The 18,177-nt window shown below is 59.3% G+C and carries 18 protein-coding genes; 8 read left to right on the top strand and 10 right to left on the bottom strand.

All coding sequences use genetic code 11. From position 1 onward, the window contains the following. Positions 1-24: 24 nt before the first annotated feature. The 3 genes from EDE09_RS19190 to EDE09_RS19180 all read right to left on the bottom strand — a co-directional run bounded on the left by EDE09_RS19190 (position 25) and on the right by EDE09_RS19180 (position 6,172). A complete protein-coding gene (locus tag EDE09_RS19190) occupies positions 25-876 on the bottom strand; it encodes a response regulator (RefSeq protein WP_105373485.1) in 852 nt (283 codons plus the stop codon). 157 nt (positions 877-1,033) lie between these two features. Then, entirely contained in the window at positions 1,034-3,547 is a 2,514-nt protein-coding gene (locus EDE09_RS19185; protein WP_105373486.1) for an FAD-dependent oxidoreductase, read from the bottom strand. A 150-nt stretch (positions 3,548-3,697) separates the two neighbouring features. Beyond that, positions 3,698-6,172, bottom strand: coding sequence for a DUF3772 domain-containing protein (locus tag EDE09_RS19180; RefSeq protein ID WP_245505202.1), 2,475 nt, complete (start codon positions 6,170-6,172; stop codon positions 3,698-3,700). 167 nt (positions 6,173-6,339) lie between these two features. Between EDE09_RS19180 and EDE09_RS19175 the strand changes: the two genes are divergently transcribed. Then, on the top strand, positions 6,340-6,594 hold the full coding sequence (locus tag EDE09_RS19175; protein WP_105373487.1) for a GlsB/YeaQ/YmgE family stress response membrane protein: 255 nt from the start codon (positions 6,340-6,342) through the stop codon (positions 6,592-6,594). A 9-nt stretch (positions 6,595-6,603) separates the two neighbouring features. On the opposite strand, the gene EDE09_RS19170 is transcribed toward EDE09_RS19175, so the two are convergent. The 6 genes from EDE09_RS19170 to EDE09_RS19145 form a co-directional block, all read right to left on the bottom strand. Next, positions 6,604-7,161: a DUF924 family protein gene (locus tag EDE09_RS19170; protein ID WP_112796582.1), complete on the bottom strand. Its 558-nt coding sequence runs from the start codon at positions 7,159-7,161 to the stop codon at positions 6,604-6,606. Positions 7,162-7,170: 9 nt separating this feature from the next. Next, positions 7,171-7,662: a heme-degrading domain-containing protein gene (locus EDE09_RS19165; RefSeq protein WP_112796580.1), complete on the bottom strand. Its 492-nt coding sequence runs from the start codon at positions 7,660-7,662 to the stop codon at positions 7,171-7,173. Between the two features lie 68 nt (positions 7,663-7,730). Further along, positions 7,731-8,282 (bottom strand): FMN reductase, encoded by a 552-nt coding sequence (gene msuE, locus EDE09_RS19160; protein WP_105373490.1) that lies wholly within the window; start codon positions 8,280-8,282, stop codon positions 7,731-7,733. A 112-nt stretch (positions 8,283-8,394) separates the two neighbouring features. Continuing rightward, on the bottom strand, positions 8,395-9,780 hold the full coding sequence (locus EDE09_RS19155; protein ID WP_112796578.1) for an FAD/NAD(P)-binding protein: 1,386 nt from the start codon (positions 9,778-9,780) through the stop codon (positions 8,395-8,397). A gap of 142 nt (positions 9,781-9,922) precedes the next feature. Continuing rightward, positions 9,923-10,219 carry a hypothetical protein gene (locus EDE09_RS19150; protein WP_105373492.1) on the bottom strand — a complete coding sequence of 99 codons (297 nt, stop codon included), beginning with the start codon at positions 10,217-10,219 and terminating at the stop codon, positions 9,923-9,925. A gap of 77 nt (positions 10,220-10,296) precedes the next feature. Then, positions 10,297-10,665 carry a response regulator gene (locus EDE09_RS19145; RefSeq protein ID WP_105373493.1) on the bottom strand — a complete coding sequence of 123 codons (369 nt, stop codon included), beginning with the start codon at positions 10,663-10,665 and terminating at the stop codon, positions 10,297-10,299. A 259-nt stretch (positions 10,666-10,924) separates the two neighbouring features. Between EDE09_RS19145 and EDE09_RS19140 the strand changes: the two genes are divergently transcribed. From EDE09_RS19140 to EDE09_RS19125, 4 genes are all read left to right on the top strand, one after another. Continuing rightward, a complete protein-coding gene (locus tag EDE09_RS19140) occupies positions 10,925-11,317 on the top strand; it encodes a group III truncated hemoglobin (RefSeq protein ID WP_132412447.1) in 393 nt (130 codons plus the stop codon). 135 nt (positions 11,318-11,452) lie between these two features. Then, entirely contained in the window at positions 11,453-12,106 is a 654-nt protein-coding gene (locus EDE09_RS19135; protein WP_105373495.1) for a UbiX family flavin prenyltransferase, read from the top strand. Positions 12,107-12,144: 38 nt separating this feature from the next. Further along, complete coding sequence (locus EDE09_RS19130) at positions 12,145-12,420, top strand: DUF6522 family protein (RefSeq protein WP_112796572.1); 276 nt, start codon at positions 12,145-12,147, stop codon at positions 12,418-12,420. Between the two features lie 159 nt (positions 12,421-12,579). Next, positions 12,580-13,050, top strand: coding sequence for a hemerythrin domain-containing protein (locus EDE09_RS19125; protein WP_105373497.1), 471 nt, complete (start codon positions 12,580-12,582; stop codon positions 13,048-13,050). Positions 13,051-13,146: 96 nt separating this feature from the next. On the opposite strand, the gene EDE09_RS19120 is transcribed toward EDE09_RS19125, so the two are convergent. Continuing rightward, complete coding sequence (locus tag EDE09_RS19120) at positions 13,147-15,312, bottom strand: methyl-accepting chemotaxis protein (RefSeq protein ID WP_132412427.1); 2,166 nt, start codon at positions 15,310-15,312, stop codon at positions 13,147-13,149. A gap of 246 nt (positions 15,313-15,558) precedes the next feature. Here EDE09_RS19120 and EDE09_RS19115 point away from each other — a divergent pair, with 246 nt between their 5' ends. From EDE09_RS19115 to EDE09_RS19105, 3 genes are read left to right on the top strand one after another with little or no spacing between them, the layout of a single operon-like run. After that, on the top strand, positions 15,559-16,068 hold the full coding sequence (locus tag EDE09_RS19115; protein WP_112796564.1) for an SCP2 sterol-binding domain-containing protein: 510 nt from the start codon (positions 15,559-15,561) through the stop codon (positions 16,066-16,068). Then, positions 16,059-17,036 (top strand): peptidase U32 family protein, encoded by a 978-nt coding sequence (locus tag EDE09_RS19110; RefSeq protein WP_112796562.1) that lies wholly within the window; start codon positions 16,059-16,061, stop codon positions 17,034-17,036. The genes EDE09_RS19115 and EDE09_RS19110 overlap by 10 nt, the downstream gene beginning before the upstream one ends. 2 nt (positions 17,037-17,038) lie before the next feature. Continuing rightward, a complete protein-coding gene (locus tag EDE09_RS19105; RefSeq protein ID WP_112796680.1) occupies positions 17,039-17,968 on the top strand; it encodes a U32 family peptidase in 930 nt (309 codons plus the stop codon). Positions 17,969-18,177 lie beyond the last annotated feature (209 nt).

Genomic DNA, 18,177 nt, shown 5'->3' with positions numbered 1-18,177 from the left:
TGGCACATTGGCCGTCTTGGGGCTTCAGGCGACGCTTTTGACGGCCGCCGTCTCCTTCAGCTTTGCCTGCATCGAACGTATCTGAACCAGCGTGTCCAGGTTCTGGTTGACGCGGCAGTAGAACTCCTCGTCGATGAAGGGGCGCAGCATGAAATCATTGCCGCCTGCCTTCAAAAAGCGAGCGGACAACAGCCGGTTCGAGGAGGACGAGACCCCGATGATTCGCAACTCATGTGACCCGCGCACCGAACGTATCCGACGCGTCAGTTCGAAACCGTCGATATCAGGCATGTTGTAGTCCGTTACCAACAGACCGATGTCAGGGTTCTTCTTGAGAATTTCCAGTGCCTTGGCGCCGTTTTCTGCGAGGCTGACACGAAAATTGTAGCGCTTGAGGCGGCTGGAAAGCAACGCTCGCGCTGTGGGACTGTCATCGACGATCAGCACATGATGGCGGTGATTGGTGAGGAAGCGGCAGACCGATTCAGCCAGCATTTCCACGGCGAAGACATTGTCCTTGAGGATATAGTCGACGATGTCCTTGGACAGCAGCTTGTCCCTCGTGTCTTCATGGAATGTCCCGGTGAAGACGATCGTCGGGATCGAGAGGTCGATCAGATATTCCAGCGCCTCCCCGTTCTCCGCACCCGGCAGATTTATATTGGAGATCGCCAGCGTGACCGGCTCGCCGGATTGATCATAGGCAAGCTGCAATTCTTCGAAATTGCGGCAAATTTCGACCTCAATGCCAAACAGCTCCTTGAGCCGCGTGCCGATCATCGAAGTAAAGACATTGGAATCCTCCGCAACCAGGATGCGGGAATTTGCCAGTGACTGGCCGGAATACTGCATCCCGGAAATGCCGAGGAATGTCATAAAGCCCCTTATCAGTAAGTACTGTCCCCTCTTGGAACACTCTTACTGTCAACGGTTTGCAGAACCGTTAATCCCGGCAACCAGGACCGCTTCAAAATGGAACGGGCGACTTAAGAGCCGCCCGCCAACGTCAAGAAAGCTGTTTCAGCCCGTTGTTTCAGGCGCGGAGCGCTGCATTGTCCGCGTCGAACGGACTTTCCGGCACCACGCTCGCGTTATACAACGTGCCCAAGATCTTGATCTTGAGCTTGGTTCCGGTCTCGGCATAACCGGGTTTTACCATGGCAAGAGCCAGCGACTTGCCGATTCGCCAGCCATAGGCACCATTGGTGGCACGGCCGATCAGCTCGCCCGCCTCGTTGTAGATCGCCTCGGAACCGCGCGCATCCACATCGTTGGCGCCCTCCACTGCCAGGGTGCAGAAATTCCACTTGAGCCCCTTTTCCTTGTAGGAGAGCAGCCCTTCCTTGCCGAGGAACTCCTTGTCGGTCTTGATGAAGCGGTCGAGGCCGGATTCGTAGGCATTGTATTCGATCGACATTTCGCGCGGAATGAGCCGGTAGGACTTCTCGACCGACATGGCGAGCATGGCGCGAATGCCGAACGGCTTGATTCCGAACTCGGCGCCAGCCTCCATCAGCTTGTCGAAAATATAGTTCTGCATCTCGATAGGATGGTGCAATTCCCACCCGAGTTCGCCGACGAAGTTGACGCGCAGAGCGTGGGCGGAGGCGATGCCGATGGCGATCTCCTTGCCGGAAAGCCAAGGAAAATCCTTGTTCTCCAGGCTCGTCCTGGTGAGCTTCTTCAAGACAGAGCGGGATTTCGGACCGGCGAGTACCAGCACGCCGAGCTTCTGGGTAATCTGCTGCAGCCGGACGGAACCATCTGTTGGCGCAAGCTTACGTAAGTAGTCGTGGTCATGAGCCTCATAAGCGCCGGCGGAAACGAGATAGAAGCGGCCCGGCGCCCATTCGTAGACGGTGAACTCGGAACGAACCCCGCCACCCTTTGTCAACAGATGGCAAAGGGCGATCCGTCCCTGCTTCTTCGGTATTGCGTTGGCGAAAATCGATTCGAGCCATGCGCGTGCACCTGGGCCGGAAACCTCCATCTTCGCAAAGGCCGACATATCCAGTACGCCGACATTCTCGTGGACGTTCTTCACCTCGTTGCCGACATGCTCGAAATAGTTCGAACGGCGGAACGACCATTTTTCAACAATCCGGCCGTCTTCCAGGGCGGGCGCATGGTTGTGGCCGGTGATGACCTCGGCACCAACGCCAAGCTCATCCTTCGGCACTTCGTAGCCCTCAGGCGCAAACCAGTTGGCGCGTTCCCAGCCGTAGACGGAGCCGAAAACCGCACCGAGATTCTTCAGCCGGTCATAAACGGGCGTCGTCTTCAAAGGACGGGCGGCTGAGCGTTCCTCATCCGGATAATGCATCGTGAAAACATTGGCATAGGCCTCTTCGTTCTTCTCGATAAGATAGCCTTCCGTAGCGTAAGGTCCGAAGCGACGAGGATCGACGCCCATCATATCCACGGTCGGTTCACCGTCGACAATCCACTCTGCCAGCTGCCAGCCGGCACCGCCTGCCGCGGTGATGCCGAAGGAGTGCCCCTCATTGAGCCAGAAGTTTTTCAGCCCGGGAGCCGGTCCGACGATCGGGGAGCCGTCCGGGGTGTAGGCGATCGCGCCGTTATAGACTTTCTTGATACCGACGTCTCCGAAGGCGGGCACCCGCGTGATCGCCGTTTCGATATAGGGCATCAGCCGGTCGAGATCCTCCTGGAAGAGTTCGTATTCGCTCTCGTCCGACGGGCCGTCGACGTAACAGACGGGCGCGCCGACTTCGTAGGGGCCGAGCAGCAGGCCTCCATTCTCTTCCCGCATGTACCAGGAGGAGTCTGATTCGCGCAGGACCCCCATTTCAGGCAGGCCCTTCGCCTTGCGTTCCTGAATTGCCGGATGCGGCTCGGTGACGATATACTGGTGCTCGACCGGAATGACCGGAATGTTGATGCCGACCATCTCCCCGGTCTTGCGGGCAAAGTTGCCGGTGCATGAAATGAGATGCTCGGCGGTGATCTCGCCCTTGTCGGTCGTCACCTTCCACAAGCCGTCGGGTTGCTGCGAAATTGCAGTGACGGTGGTGTTCCGGTAGATGGTAGCCCCCCGATCTCGCGCGCCTTTGGCGAGCGCCTGGGTAAGATCGGCAGGCTGGATATAACCGTCGTCTGGATGCTGGATGGCTCCGAGAATTCCGTCGGTTTCGCAAAGCGGCCAGATTTCCTTCACCTGCTCCGGGGTCAGGATATTCACTTTGACCCCGATGGTTTCCGCGATGCCGGCATAATACATATACTCTTCCCAGCGGTCCTTGGTGCGGGCAAGGCGAATGTTGCTGACATTCGAAAAACCGACATTCATGCCGGTTTCGTTCTGAAGCTCCTGATAGAAGCGCACCGAATATTTATGGAGCTGGCCAACCGAATAGGACAGGTTGAAGAGCGGCAGAAGACCGGCAGCATGCCATGTCGACCCGGAGGTCAATTCCTTGCGCTCGATGAGGACGGAATCGCTCCAGCCCTTTTTGGCCAGATGGTAGAGCGTTGAAACGCCGACCACGCCGCCGCCGATCACCACCGCCCGTGCATGTGTCTTCATGGAATGAACCCCTCTTCGGCCTCGAGTGACCGTCTGTCAATCTGCTGGGACTATGCAATTCCGGCCGGTCGGCCAAACGCCTGATTACGACATGCCTGCATCCAGCTCGCGACCCGATACGACATTCCATCATCCGAAGACGGAAGGCGGTCAGGCGCCGCCCCGGCCATCGGCTTCGTCCGGCAGGATGGGCTTGCCGCGATGAAAGACGATCTCCTGCTGCGGGAATGGAATAGCGATCCCTTCGTCCCGGAACCGCTTCAGGATTGCGATCCTGAGATTGTTCCGAATGCGAAGTCCCTCGCCCATATCGGCGAGGTGGAAGCGCAGCTCGAAGTTCAGCGACGACGGGCCGAAGCTCAGGAATTCCACATGCGGTTCGGGATTGCGCAGAACCTCGGGAATCTGATCGACGAGCTCCAGCAGAATATCCATCACCTTCTGCGGTTCGGTGTCGTAGCTTACCGAGACCGGTACTTCCGAGCGGCCGATCTTGTTGCGGTGGGTCCAGTTGCCCACAGGCGAATTGATGAGATCGGAGTTCGGCACGATGATCGACTGCTTGCGGAAGGTCTCGATCTCGGTCGCGCGTACCGAGATGCGCTTGACGATCCCTTCCGTGGCGCCCGTTATCACGTGATCGCCAACCTTGAAGGGGCGTTCCACCAGCAGGATCAGGCCGGACACAAAGTTGGACACGATGTTCTGCAAACCGAAACCGATACCGACCGAGAGTGCGGAGGCGACCAGCGCAAAGCTCGACAGGTTGATGCCCGCTGCCGAAACGCCCACGATGACCGCAAGGCCGATGCCCAGATAACCGATGCCGGTCTTGACCGAATTGCGCACGCCGAGGTCGACTTGGCTTCGCGCCAACACATTCCCGTCTATCCACTTCTGCACCCAGCGGGTGACAACGTATCCAACGCCGAAGAGGAGGATGCCGCCCAGGATGCCGATGATCGAGATGGAAATATTGCCGATGCGGATCTCCGTAAAGAAGCCGTAGATCCAGGCTTCGATATCGGCGATCTGGAAACCCCAGGTGAGCAGGATCAGCGGTATGCCGAACAACAGCGCGAAAGCGTAAATGCCGAGACCCGCCACAAGCCCGGCCTGGTCGAGCGCCACCTCGTTGAAATTGAACCGATCCGCGAGCCTTCTGCCCGCGGCCGTATCGGTAAACGCGCCCTGCTTGGAAATTGCCTTGCCCGACAACAGACCGACGTAGATCAGCACGATCACCGCGCCGGTGAGGACGATCTGGGTCGAAGCGAAGCGGGCAAGCCCCACATAGCCCGTCAATACCGCGAGAATGAGCAGGCCACCCATCACTCTCAGCAGCAGTGGGAAAAAGCGCGGCCATGCGTGGCCATGTCCGTCTGGCTCCTCGCCTTCGACGAGCCGTGGCTTGATGAAGGAGATGGCAATCAAAATGAGGCCGATGATGAGGGAAGCCAGCAGGCTTTTTACGATTGTCAGGACAAGCGGCGAACTCAACGCCTCGCTGATCGCGCCGAGCAGATAATCCAGTCCGTTGACGACCGCCATTACAAGGATCGCCCATGTCAGAAGGCGCGCTCCCCGATTGGTAAGGCGCACCAGCCGCCATTCCGGTTCACCGGGAGCCATGACGCCGTAGGTAAGCTTCCATACGAAATAGACAAACCACACGAAGCCAAAGAAAGTCGCGACGATCGGCGAGATATCGGCCCTTAAAACATTGAACCCGTCGAGGAAAACAAAGGAAGCTGCGAGAAAGGCCGCAAGCGACATCGTCTGGATGACTGTCGACCAGAAGGCAACCGAAAGACGACGGATGTAGGATGGCGTCTCGTGGTTCTCTCGGCGGATGAACCGGCCGAAAAGCCTGTAGCCCCCGCGCAGAAACAGAAGGCCCGCGGCAAGCGACAAAGCCATTGCGCCGAGGAGCTGCAGCTTCTTGAACTTCCAGATAAAACCGATCCAGCTTCCGAAAGTGGAGCCGAAGTTGCGGACCTCCGCCACAAAGGCGTTCCCGGCATCGGCGAAAAGCTCTGCGGAGAGTTCCGTATGGCGAAACAGGGTCTGAGTGAAAAGCGTGCGGCGAAGATTGGTGATCGTATTGGCAAGCTGAGTAGCGCTGTTCGACAGGTTGCCGGCATCGTCAACGATGATGTTCAACTGCGAACGTTCGTTGAGAAGGCGACTGCGTTCTTCGGCGACCGCAGGCACCTCAGGCGGCTGCCCGCTGGCCGGCGGCTCCCCAAGGCTGGCAAGGCGCCCCTGGATCTGTTCCACGCGCGTTTTCATCGCGTCGGAGGCGGCGCGCATTTCCTTGACGATCTCCTCGGCTTGAAGCCTGAGCTCCGCCAAACGGGCATCGTCATGGGATTCATCCTGAATCCGTGTGCGGAAACCATTGAGCTGCTGACGAATGGCGTCCAGCTTGCTCTTCATGTCTTCGTTGATCGAATCGACCGTCACGTCGGTTTTGGCTGGCGGCTGCGATTGCTGCTGCGCCTGCGCCAACACATTTGCCGGCACACCGACAAGCGCGGCGCTCGTTGCGATCAGAAAAGCTGCGAAAAACACGCGGGCCACGCGCGAAGAAGTTGAACGGCCGGTCTTGAAGGGTCGTGCCAAGGGTCTGCTCTTTATCTCTCTCGATCGGATTCGCGGGCGAAAATAGAGGCACTTCAAGGCGAAGAAAAGGAAGCTTGCGCGGCTCTCTCAAGAATTGGAACAAACGCAGGGAACCCGGGAACATTTTTCGCGTTACCTTCCGCCACAACCAACAGGAGGGTAGGCTTATGGAAGGTGATGCAGGGATCGGCTGGATTGCGGCAATTATTATCGGCGGCATTGCCGGATGGCTCGCCGAGCAGTTCATGAAGAGCAATATGGGCGTCCTCATGAACATTCTTCTCGGCATTGTTGGCGCCATCATCGCCAACGCCATTCTCAGCGTCTTCGGCGTCGTGCTCGGCGGCTGGATCGGCTATCTCATCGCAGGCTTTATCGGGGCCTGCATCCTGATCGCTGTCGGTCGCATGATACGCCGCTAGCGCCTGATATCAGAAGCCGGCGCCGGGTTTCGACAGATATTCGAGCTCGGCGGCGGTGGATTCCCGCCCCAAAAACGCGTTTCGGTGCGGAAACCGTCCGAATTGCCTGATCACCGCCCGGTGACGTTCCGCGTAGTCGAGATATTCGGCATCTCCCAGCAGCGCAAAAAGCTCCACCGATCGATCCTGCTCGGCGAGATTTTCCGAATGTTCGAACGGCAGGTAGAAAAAGCCGCGCTGCTCCGGCGGTACAGCGAGATCGGCGCCAGCTTCAATTGCAAGCTTCGCTTCCCTCAGCGCTAGCCAATCGGTGGCGAATGCCAGCGGCGTGCCACGATAAAGATTGCGTGGGAACTGGTCGAGCACGATGACGGCTGCCAGACGATCTTGAGGAGAGCCACGCCAAACATCGAGCTCACCGCGGGCAAGCGACAGATGCGTCGGCGCAAAATGCCTCCGCATCGCCTCGTCCAACGCCTCGTTTTTCTCGAACCAGTCCTTGCGATTGAGCTCCTTGAACCAAAAGGAAAACACCTCGTCAGGGGTCTTGATATCGGTCTTGGCCATGGGCGTTCCTCAATCGAGCCGGCAAGTGGAGATATCTGTGCCGAGCAGGCGCGAGAGGGCCTCCACGACCAAATTGTGATCTTCCCGCTGCGGCAGACCCGACACCGTTACGGCGCCGATACAGCCGACGCCGGTGACCGCAATCGGAAAGCTGCCCCCATGAGCCGCGTAATCGGCGGACGACAGACCGAAACGGGATTCGAGCGTCGCATCCTGCTGCGCGAGTTTTCGACCGATCAGGTAGCTCGACTGAAAAAACCGCAGGACAATGTTGCGCTTGCGCCGCACCCAGCTTTCGTTGTCTGGCGACGAGCCGGTAAGAGCCGCGTAAAAGGCCGGCATGGAATGCAGCCGCACGTCGATCGCCACGCCAAGACTTCTTTCGGTTGCCATATGACGGAGCAAGGATCCCAGATCCCAGGCGGTACCGAGGTCGAACCGATCGAAGACGAGGGACCTCTCCTGCTCGGTGATCCTGGCGATATCCTCCTCGATGGCCATGCCTGTTCTCCCTATGCTCGTTTGGACCGCGCGGGCATAGATGACGACAAAGCGGACGAAAGTAAAGTTCAGCCGGTAGCGGCGAACTCTTGAGCCGGCAAGAAAGCGGCGAGCTCGTCGACGGCGAAACCAATTCTCTGGCGCAGCGGGTCCGAGACTATCCGATAGTCGGAAAAATCCTTGTCGGAAGCATAGACGGCTGTCGGCAAGGTATGGGCCATGAAGAAACCGAAGAGCGGCCGCAGCTGATGCTCGACCATTAACGCATGCCGGTCACCGCCGCCTGTCGCGGTAATCAGGACGGGCTTGGCCCGAAGCTGCTCTGGATCGATCAGGTCTATGAAGTGTTTGAAGAGACCCGAATAACTTCCTTTGTAGGTCGGCGAACCTATGATCAGCAGATCCGCTCCGACCACGTCGTCCAAGACAGCGGCGGCGGTCGCGTCGAGGTCGCGTTGGTGTTGCGCTTGGCCAAGGGACGGCCCGACATCTGCCATATCATAAATTAAAGGCTGGAAGCCGTATCGGTGAGCGGCGATCCTGGCGATATGCTCGACCAGCACGAAAGTCTTGGAGGGCCGGTTATAGCTACCGGCAAGACCGACAACCTTCAGAGCCATGGAAAATCCCTTCAAAATGATTTGCTACAGACTACCGCCATTTTTCGAAGGTGGAAGGAAAGGAAACGCCTCAGACGGGCCGTAAGAAGAAATTCATGCCATCAAAACCGGATCAGGCGATGCGAGCCGACGGCGGCGCGGTTTGTGCGATCTGGACGGCGATCGCCTCGGCAAGCAGGCTTGCCTGAACCCGAATATCCGGTACGGCCGTTATCTCCCAGAATTGGCCAGCCGTAAGCGCACCGGCGGCAAACAGACCGGGTTGGGCTTTGCCGTCGGCGTCCAGAACCCTGGAGCGGGGATCGACAGAAATACCCAGGCCGAGGTCGTCCATGACGAGAATTTTCCTTTCCCGCATTTCACGCAGCAATGGCGAGTGCCCGATGCCGGCCCGTTCCATGCCCGTGCAATTGACGATCCAGTCGGCGCGAATGGAGGCGAACCGCTGGGTGCCGCGCCGACGGTAACCAATGCTCGCGCCGGCGCTTTCATCCTCGATAGACCGAATGAAGCCGGCATGCACGATGACCGTCTCGTTCTTGATCAGCGCGTCGAAGCGGGCGAACACTTCCGGAGCAATTCGGTGACGGTGAATATTCCACCAGGTAAACGCATGACGGAGAAAACGCGATCGCTGCTCCCGGTTCAAAGACTGCCACAACGCTTGGGTCCGGGGCCTCAGCCCGTCGACAACCCCGCGCCAATCGGCGCCGCTCTTTATCTGCCGACGCAAGGCATGCAACAGCTGGCTGATCTCGCGGCTGTCCGGCAGCGCCGGAGTGACCGGCATGGCACGCCGCAGGGGATGCGGCTGCGGCACCAGCCCGCGGCGCGACAGCACATGAATCTTGCCGCGATGCCCGTGGGCCCGTAGTGACAGAACCTGATCGATCATCGTCAGCCCGGACCCGAGAATACAGATCTCGTCCGCTTTTCCCACACGCGAAAGCCAGCTGAGCCGCCACGGGTTTTCGATGATGCGAGGCCGGACGCTTTCTGCGATGCGATCTCTCGACACCGGCAGATCGGCATTGCCTACACCCAAGGCCAAGACGACGTTTCGGGCCGTCAATTCGCCCTCGTTGTCGAGGCAGAAGCCGAGATGGTCGCTCTCGCACCGTACGCAGGCAGTTGCCTTGGCCTTGACGAAGTCCACATGAGCCCGACCGTGCCGTGGCCGCAAGAGTGCCGCCAACGTATCCCGCAGATAGAGGCCGTAGTCGCCCCGTGTCGCGAAATCCTCAGCGAAAACTGCCCTACCCCTTCGCCGCAGCCACTCGACGAAATCGTCCGGCTTGTCCGGATACACGCTCATTCGTGCTGCAGGCACATTTAGTCGATGCAGATAGAACTCGGTGCGATAGGCGGTTCCGCGTCCGAATCCCGGATCGTCTCCTACGACGGCGATAGAGGCGGATGGCGGCAGAACCCGCAGCAGATTGATGGTGAGAGCGATTGCAGAGAAACCGGAACCGACGACGGCGACATCATAGGTCATCAGGCACACTCCTCGTCCGTTGCAAATTGGGCGAAAGGGCAGTCGCAAAGCCGCCGCCCCCAGTTACCCAGGCTACGGCAAACCTTTAATCTCTACCAACTTAATAGAGATTGACGAAGAGTAAAGAGTTTTCCCGTTTCCGTCAGCGGCACGACTGCTCGGGACGCGGAAGGGCCAGTGTGTCTGCACTCGGATTGGTATTGTCTGGCGTACCCGGTGGCTGGCAGTGATCTTCATGATCGACGGTGCCAGTCGTGCTATTGGTCGTCATGGAATCGGTGACGCCCGGCGGGGGCGTTACAGCCAAGGTTTCCATCTTGCCGGCCGGCGCCGCTGCCGTGCCTGGTTTCGTGGTGGTGTCGGTCGCCGGCGCCTGCGCAAATACAGGTTCCGCGAATGCAAGGGTTAACGCTATTAACGTTGCCAGCCTCGTCTGCATGTCGAGCTCTCCTCGGATAGACCAGCAACACAACCGCAAGCGGACCTTCTTGGTTCCGCCAAGCGCCCTGTTGGGCTTTAGCGCATCAGTTCATGGATCGAAGACAACAGCCGGTCGTGCTGGTAGGGCTTTGGCAGGAATACCGTGTTGGCAGGCAACAGCATTGGATCAAGATTGACGACGCCAGAGGTGATAATGATGCCCACATTGGGCCGAACGGCGCGGATACGCCGGGCAAGCTGCAACCCATCCATCGAGCCGGCCATGTTGACGTCGGTGAACACGATATCGATATCGGAGCGGTTGCGGAAAAGCACCATTGCCTCATCGGCATTCCCGGCCTCAAGGACCACATGGCCGACTTCTTCCAGTCTATCGAGCGTTGTGAATCGGATCAGCGGCTCATCATCGACGATCAGCACAACGGCTTTCTGCGCCATCAAAATCTCCTAAATTGCGCCCCATCAGGACCGCGGGATCAATATGCTCTGCAATTGTCGCGAAATCCGGGCCTATTTGCGTGACGCCATATAGGGGATGGGCGAGTCAGCGGCAAGCATCGGTCCTTTCGGCACCAAATTCCTGTCGGCGCCTGCCGCTGTTCGCGGGTTTTGATCCTTAAGAGCCGGTGCGCGCATTCGTCATCTCGACAGCCGGACTTTTGCGGAGGACTGGTGTCTGATGTTTTGGAGTGGGTAATTGCAGATGAATGATGTCCGGCGGGATACTATCGATGAGGAGCTGGTTCGCAACGTCGTCCACCTCTTCTACGGCAGGGTCAGGGCCGATCCGTTGCTTGGCCCGATCTTCGAAGGTCGGATAGGGCCTGACTGGGACGCTCACCTTCAACGTCTGACATTGTTCTGGTCCGCCCTCGCTTTCAAAAACGGTGCTTACTCCGGTAGCCCCCATGGAGCTCATCAAGGACTTGCCCTGACTGCTGAGCACTTCCAACGTTGGCTTCACCTCTTCGAGGAAACCCTGGAACAGACATGCCGCGGAGAAGCCATGGATTTTTTCCGCGACCGCGCGCACCGCATCGCCGACAGTCTTCAGATCGGCCTCGGCATCGGGCCTAAGGCGCTCCGCCTTCCCTGAAACGCAGTCGAAATCTGCACCGCTCGTCGGCTGCCGCTATCGAGGTGATTGCGTTGCATCAACGAAAGAGATGTTCATTCACCGCATGGTCCGTCGGCCATAGCCAAGGCTATCGACCGGGACAGGAGCCGAGCAATGCAGAAGAAGCCTCAGCGAGTGGTCGTCGGAATTTCCGGTGCCTCGGGCGCCCCGATCGCTGTTCGGATTGTCGAACGGTTGGCTGAGCTGCCGGAAATCGAAACCCACCTCGTGGTTTCGGATGCCGGAAGACGGACGCTGCAGCACGAGGTCGGCACGCAGGCGCTTGCCTATATCCGTTCGCTTGCTCACAGGATATATCCGGCCGGGGACATCGGAGCTGCGATAGCAAGCGGCTCCTTCCCTGTTCAGGGAATGATCGTGGCCCCTTGTTCCATGCGCACCCTCTCGGCCGTGGCGACCGGGCATGCCGATACCCTCATCATCAGGGCCGCCGACGTGCAGCTCAAGGAAAGGAGGCGGCTTGTACTGCTCGCCCGGGAAACGCCGTTGCATCTTGGCCACTTGCGCAATATGTGCACCGTCACCGAAATGGGAGCGATCGTCATGCCGCCGGTGCCTGCCTTCTATCACAAGCCGCAGACAATCGATGATATGGTCGATCAACTGGCTTGCCGGGCGATCGATCTGCTGGCTCTGGCCATCGGGCCTATCGCTCGCATGTGGGAAGGCCAAGTTGCGGCCGATCAATGCAGCAGCGCAGGTATCAGTTCGGGAACGGCGGCAATAGATCGGTGGCCGGCAGAGTAACCGGCCCCTTTCCTTTAGCTCCTTGCGGAGGACTCATCATGCACATCGAACGCGACGAAAATGGTGACTTTGTCCTTGAAACGCCTGAGCTCGCCCAGCGCTTCGGTCTGTCGAGCGAGGAGTTCCGAAAGAGCCTCAGGCAAGGACACATCACGAGCAGCGTCGAACGGGGAGAAGGAGAGGACGCGGGAACCCATAGGCTCAGCGTGCGGCTTGGAAACCGCAGATGGCGAGCCATCCTGAGCGCTCAAGGCCAAGTGGCGCAGGAAGAGATGACGTTCGTCAGGAATTCACCTAAACCACGTCATTCCTGATCCAGAACTTCCGGCTGCGCCAACGGCTTCCGCCTTATTTGCTTGCGCGCAAAGATAGGCCGGCCCTGTTTCGGCATTTTCCTTCCCTGCACCTGCTTGCGGAACGCCCTCGGGCAAAATGAGAAACCTCGTCCTGCCGCAGTTTTGAAGGGAAGGATTATGACAATCACGGCTAAGCTAAGCGCGCAGAACCTTGCCGCGTTGGAGCAAAATCACACAACGCTTCTCCGACTGTGCCTGACGCTTGAGGAGATTGCCGCCTCTTTGCCCGATGAAATCGACACCGCCACCTGCCTCGATACGTCGAAGAACATAGCGGAGCTGATAAAGGCGACGCATGCTCTGGAGGAAGAGGTGCTGTTTCCCGACTTCAGCAGCAACGCAGGATCCTATTTTGCGCCGCACATGATCGAACAATTGAAGGCGGAGCATCGATGCGATCTGCTCGCCGGTCAGGAAGTAGAAACTACCCTGAAAGAGCTTGCCGACAACAAGTGCGCGTCTGCCAGTTCCGCCCGCTATCTGCTCCTGGGTTTTCTGGAAGCCCTCAGGCGGCACGTGCATTCGGAAAAGCTGATCATCGAGGCGCTGCTGGTTGCCGAAGCTGAGGGTCGGGAGGTCTTGTGCTAGCGGGACTACAACCGTCTTCGCGTTAGCCAAACTTACTCCAGGAACGCAGCCCGGCCAGAGGCCGGACTGCCAACGCCCCGGGAACGGCTTCTACGTTCAGGCAGCCAAGTAATCTCGGAACGGTTCCTGATGCGCATCCCCTGTCTGAAATGTCCCAAGCTGCTCGCGCAGTTTTTCCGTTTCCCCTGCCAGCGACTGCGTCGCCGCATTGGTCTGTTCCACCATAGAGGCATTCTGTTGGGTGATCTGGTCGAGCTGGCCGACGGTCGAAGTGATTTCGGCCAGCGCGATCGATTGTTCCATGGAAGATTGCACGATCCCCAGAACCTGTTGATTGATGATCTGCACATGCCGCTCGATGCCGACGAGAGCCTCGCCGGTCCGCCCGACCAGAGCGACGCCGCCGGAAACGTCCTTCGACGCCAGCGCAACGAGATCCTTGATCTCTCGGGCAGCAGCAGCGGAACGCTGCGCCAGTTCGCGTACCTCCTGCGCGACGACTGCAAATCCCTTGCCTGCCTCTCCGGCTCTCGCCGCCTCGACTCCCGCATTGAGCGCCAAAAGATTGGTCTGGAATGCTATGTCGTCGATCACACCGATGATCTGTCCGATCTGGTTCGAGGATCTTGCGATGTCCTGCATGGCCGCCACGGTATCGGCGACGATTTTAGTTGCCTCCGATGTGTCGGCATTGGCGATTGCAACCGATCTCTTGGCTTCGTCGGCCCCGCTCGCAGACATCTTCACCGCGGTTGCTACCTCCTCCAGCGCAGCGGCAGCCTCTTCGAGCGCTGCCGCCTGGCCGGCGGTACGCCTTGAGAGATCGTCGGCTGCGCCACGCAACTCTCCGCATGCCACGTTGATGCTATGGGCATTCGCCCCGGCGAGCGAGACAAGGCTTTCGAGTGTCTCGACCGACAGATTGTAGCTCAGCCGCAGCGGATCGAGGCCCGATGCCAGTTCGTTGACGATGCGATGGCGAAGGTTGCCGCCTGCAAGCTCCCGCAGGCCCTGGTCAAGTTCGCTGAGCGCCATTTCCAGGGATCGAGAGCGAGCGGCGCGTTCTTGTTCAAGAGTGTCCGCCTCCGCCTGTCTTTGAGCCGCACGCTGCAAGTCTTCCTCACGTTCTTGCGCCGCACGCTGTTTGGCGGCTTCGACGGCATGCCGCACGGCGAGAGCCATCGCACCGACTTCGTCCTTCGAGTCCACGGAGACGGAGGTTTCGTCCGCTTCACCCCGGGCCAATTTCTCGACCACCTTTGTCAATTGCTGAAGCGGGCGAACCACGCCCAAACCGATCGAAATCGAAAGTGCGATGGCGGCGATCAGCGCAACGGCCAGCACCGTTCCCACCGTGACGAGCGCGCGCATCTCTTGCCCCGCAAGAGCGACCGCATCGTCGCGCAAAGAAGACAAGACCTTCTTCTCGACCTCGCGAAGACGGTTGATCCGTTCGCTTGCAGCACCGTACCAGTCGGACACCTTCCAGCCCGTGAAGTCGATATTTGCCCCTGCCCTGAATATCTCGCTTCGCATCGAAGCCAGTCTCGGTTGGGCATCCGGGCCTACAGCCTTCAGATCCGGCCCCAGGGAAGGATGGGCTTCCTCGAATTCTTGAAGGAGGGTCGCCTGGGCTCCGTAGAGACGCGAAAGCTTCAGTAGTTTTTCCGCATCGATTTTACCCGAAGAAATTGCGGCGTTGCCAATCGCCCGTTCCTGACCCGCAAGTTCCTTTGCCTGCGAGAACAGGTTGTACGCTGCCAATTCACCCGACAGGCTGCTGTTCTTCCCCTGTGCCACGAGATCACGCGGGATCTGAAGAAGTTGTGCGACGAGGCCGGAATAGAAAGTGGTACTTTCTTCAGGCGTGACTGCGGATTGGTCGATCCTCTGTCGGAACTGAGCCAGGGCCAAGAGCTTCTCACCGAAATCTGTAGCACGGCCGACCGATGCTTTTTCGCCCTTTGCGGCGACGGCGGAAGCGAGTTGGTCGAACTCCAGACGGATCGTGCTCAGATGCCCGCGGCTGTCTGCCGCGTTGCTGCCCAACAACGCAGCACTCTCTCCGCGCTCGACCTGCAGCTTGTGCACCGCTTCCCCGAGGGCCGAAACGTAGTCGGTCACGTCGACAAGTCGATCTGCAGCGCGATACGCTTCTGCACTCCTGCCTATCCTCTCGTAGGAAAGGCCCAGGACAAGTAGAACGGGAAGGCAAACGGCAATCAATATTCTCTTGGTAATTCCGACGTCTGACAAACGCATGACCGGTGGCTCCGAAGACCCGGCATCATGCCGATACGCCGTTATTCATTCTCGGCGACGCAACCGGTTATCAGCGGTCCGCATCGGCTTCTTTGCTAAACCGCAAACAGTTGACACCATTGCAGAATTTCTCCCTGCAATCGAAGCGCCATTTGCTCGTGAAAAACCGCTATTGTTTGCGCTGGGTCAAACATCGCCCTGAAGGCTGCCGCTAGCCTCCGGCCGATTCCAGCAGGACCCGCCAAGATGAGATTCCCCGCGACACTCGCCGCCCCCCTTAATGTCATTCCAATGGCGGCGATCGAGCGAACCACATCCATGCTGTTCCAGCGGGTGACGACGCAACATCCCCATCTGTTTGCCCGCCTCGGTGAGCATATCGAAAAGCGCTTCGCCTTCATGCCGACCGACATTCCGCTCGTCTTCGTTGTCTCACCGGCACAGCCATCCATCCACGTGGCGCGAAGGTTACCGGTGCCGCCAACCGCGGATGCCTCCGTCGAAGGCCCACTCTTCATGCTGCTCGCGCTGCTCGAAGGCCGTTGCGACGCGGACGCCCTTTTCTTCTCGCGCGATCTCACCGTCAGCGGAGACATGGAGGCGATGCTGGCGATGCGCAACGCCCTGGACGACTGCGATATCGATCTACCGCGTGACCTCTCCGCGCTGGCCGGCCCGCTTGCGCCGATCGTCGGGCGTGTTGCCGAAAGCATTCGACAGCGCGCGCTGACTGAGGAGGCTTCCCGATGGAACTGATTTGCCCCGCCGGCACACCCTCAGCATTTCGCGAAGCGGTCGACGCGGGAGCGGACGCCGTCTATTGCGGCTTCCGCGACGAGACGAATGCGCGCAACTTTCCGGGACTCAATTTCAGCCGGGACGAATTGCGCGAAGCGATCGCCTATGCCCGCAGCAAAGGTACCCAGACATTCGTCGCCCTCAACACGTTCATGCGCGCAGGCGATGAAGAGATCTGGTACCGAGCCGCCGCCGACGCGGTAGCGCTGGGCGCCGATGCGCTCATCCTTGCTGATTTCGGCCTGATGGCCCATGTCGCGGAGCACTATGCCGACCAGCGGCTGCATGTCTCCGTGCAGGCGTCCGCCTCCAACGTCGACGCGATCAACTTTCTGGTCGACGCCTTCAACGCCAAGCGCGTGGTGCTTCCGCGCACGCTCACCATCGCCGACATCGCTCGCATTGCGCCGAAGATCCGCTGCGAAATAGAGGTCTTCGTCTTCGGCGGCCTTTGCGTCATGGCAGAAGGGCGCTGCTCGCTGTCCTCCTATGCGACCGGGAAATCGCCGAACATGAATGGCGTCTGCTCGCCCGCCAGCCACGTCCGCTACCGCAAGGAAGCCGATGAACTCGTCTCCGAGCTTGGCGCCTACACTATAAACCGCTTTGCCACCGGAGAAGCTGCCGGCTATCCGACGCTCTGCAAGGGCCGCTTCGACATAGCAGACGAACGGGGCTACGCCTTTGAGGACCCGGTATCGCTCGATGTTATGGGCGAGATCGATGCGCTGACCGCCGCCGGCGTCAGCGCACTGAAAATCGAAGGCCGACAGCGCGGCAAAGCCTATGTGGCGGAGGTCGTTTCAACGCTGAAAAAGGCGTTGTCAGCCAAGGCGGACGATCGTCCGGCCTTGCTTGCCCATCTTCGCGGGCTGAGCGAGGGACAGAAGACGACGTCGGGTGCCTACGAGAAGCGTTGGAGATGAAGATGGAGACCGCCCGCCCCTCGCTGACCATGGGACCCGTCTACTATCTTTGGGACAGCGCCAAATGGCGCGATTTCCACTTCCGCATCGCCGATGAGGCTCCTTTCGAGCGGGTTGTGATCGGAGAGACGGTCTGTTCCAAACGCCAGCACTTTATCGAACCTCACATTGCCGAGGTTATCGAACGGCTGGAAAATGCCGGCAAGACAGTGCTCCTCTCGACGCTGGCTCTCGTGACGCTGGAGCGGGAAAGCAGGCTGATCCGGGAGCTTGCACGCGACAGCGAGTACATGGTCGAGGCGAACGACCTCTCGGCACTCGGTCTTTTGAACGGCAAGGCCCATAGCGTCGGGCCGTTGATCAATGTCTACAATTCAGCGACCGCCCGGCTGCTTGCCGGACGTGGTGCATGCCGCATCTGTCTACCGCCGGAACTCCCCTTTTCGTCGGTCAAGCGGGTCATTGCTGAAACTCCGGGAGTTGACTTCGAGGTTTTTGCATTCGGGCGCATGCCGCTTGCGATCTCCGCACGCTGCGCCCACGCGCGCTCGAAGGGAAAAATCAAGGACAATTGCCAGTTCGTTTGCGGCGATGACCCGGACGGCCTGCCGGTGAAAACGCTCGATCGCCAGTCTTTCCTGGCCTTGAACGGCGTACAGACGATTTCCCATACCTGCCAGGCACTTCTCGGCGAACTACCCGACCTTGCCGCCTGCGGCGTTTCGGCAATCCGGATTTCACCTCAAGACTGCGACATGGTGGCTGTCGCGTCCCTCTACAGCGCCGCGCTCGACGGCGCGATCGGCGCAGACGAGGCGGTCGACAAGCTCCGGATGCTCTATCCCGCCGCACCGCTATCAAATGGTTTTCATCATGCACGCGAGGGTGCCGCCTGGGTTGCGCGAGCCCGCGACACCGCCCAAGCGGGGTGACTTCGCGTAACGTCGATCAAGGCCGACCACGCTGATGTGCTGTTTTCGGACAGGAAGTCAGTGTTTCGTCACCACGCCTCAGACTTTTCGCCCAGGTCCCATTGCACATGGTCGGAAAGCAAAGGTAGGTGCGCTTTCAGCCGACATGATGCCGGTTAGGGGCTCGCGGACCCCGGCTCGCAAGAGTTGGAGAGCCCCGCTTCCATTCC

The sequence above is a fragment of the Neorhizobium sp. S3-V5DH genome (assembly GCF_004343065.1).
Lineage (GTDB): Bacteria > Pseudomonadota > Alphaproteobacteria > Rhizobiales > Rhizobiaceae > Neorhizobium > Neorhizobium huautlense.
Note: the sequence above shows the minus strand (reverse complement) of the source record. Positions and strands in the feature narration are given on the sequence as shown.

What these genes read in the sequence shown, in the direction of transcription:
- EDE09_RS19190 (WP_105373485.1), bottom strand. Translation starts at nt 876, where the DNA reads ATGACATTCCTCGGCATTTCCGGGATGCAGTATTCCGGCCAGTCACTG.
- EDE09_RS19185 (WP_105373486.1), bottom strand. Translation starts at nt 3,547, where the DNA reads ATGAAGACACATGCACGGGCGGTGGTGATCGGCGGCGGCGTGGTCGGC.
- EDE09_RS19175 (WP_105373487.1), top strand. Translation starts at nt 6,340, where the DNA reads ATGGAAGGTGATGCAGGGATCGGCTGGATTGCGGCAATTATTATCGGC.
- EDE09_RS19170 (WP_112796582.1), bottom strand. Translation starts at nt 7,161, where the DNA reads ATGGCCAAGACCGATATCAAGACCCCTGACGAGGTGTTTTCCTTTTGG.
- EDE09_RS19165 (WP_112796580.1), bottom strand. Translation starts at nt 7,662, where the DNA reads ATGGCCATCGAGGAGGATATCGCCAGGATCACCGAGCAGGAGAGGTCC.
- msuE (WP_105373490.1), bottom strand. Translation starts at nt 8,282, where the DNA reads ATGGCTCTGAAGGTTGTCGGTCTTGCCGGTAGCTATAACCGGCCCTCC.
- EDE09_RS19155 (WP_112796578.1), bottom strand. Translation starts at nt 9,780, where the DNA reads ATGACCTATGATGTCGCCGTCGTCGGTTCCGGTTTCTCTGCAATCGCT.
- EDE09_RS19150 (WP_105373492.1), bottom strand. Translation starts at nt 10,219, where the DNA reads ATGCAGACGAGGCTGGCAACGTTAATAGCGTTAACCCTTGCATTCGCG.
- EDE09_RS19140 (WP_132412447.1), top strand. Translation starts at nt 10,925, where the DNA reads ATGAATGATGTCCGGCGGGATACTATCGATGAGGAGCTGGTTCGCAAC.
- EDE09_RS19135 (WP_105373495.1), top strand. Translation starts at nt 11,453, where the DNA reads ATGCAGAAGAAGCCTCAGCGAGTGGTCGTCGGAATTTCCGGTGCCTCG.
- EDE09_RS19130 (WP_112796572.1), top strand. Translation starts at nt 12,145, where the DNA reads ATGCACATCGAACGCGACGAAAATGGTGACTTTGTCCTTGAAACGCCT.
- EDE09_RS19125 (WP_105373497.1), top strand. Translation starts at nt 12,580, where the DNA reads ATGACAATCACGGCTAAGCTAAGCGCGCAGAACCTTGCCGCGTTGGAG.
- EDE09_RS19120 (WP_132412427.1), bottom strand. Translation starts at nt 15,312, where the DNA reads ATGCGTTTGTCAGACGTCGGAATTACCAAGAGAATATTGATTGCCGTT.
- EDE09_RS19115 (WP_112796564.1), top strand. Translation starts at nt 15,559, where the DNA reads ATGAGATTCCCCGCGACACTCGCCGCCCCCCTTAATGTCATTCCAATG.
- EDE09_RS19110 (WP_112796562.1), top strand. Translation starts at nt 16,059, where the DNA reads ATGGAACTGATTTGCCCCGCCGGCACACCCTCAGCATTTCGCGAAGCG.
- EDE09_RS19105 (WP_112796680.1), top strand. Translation starts at nt 17,039, where the DNA reads ATGGAGACCGCCCGCCCCTCGCTGACCATGGGACCCGTCTACTATCTT.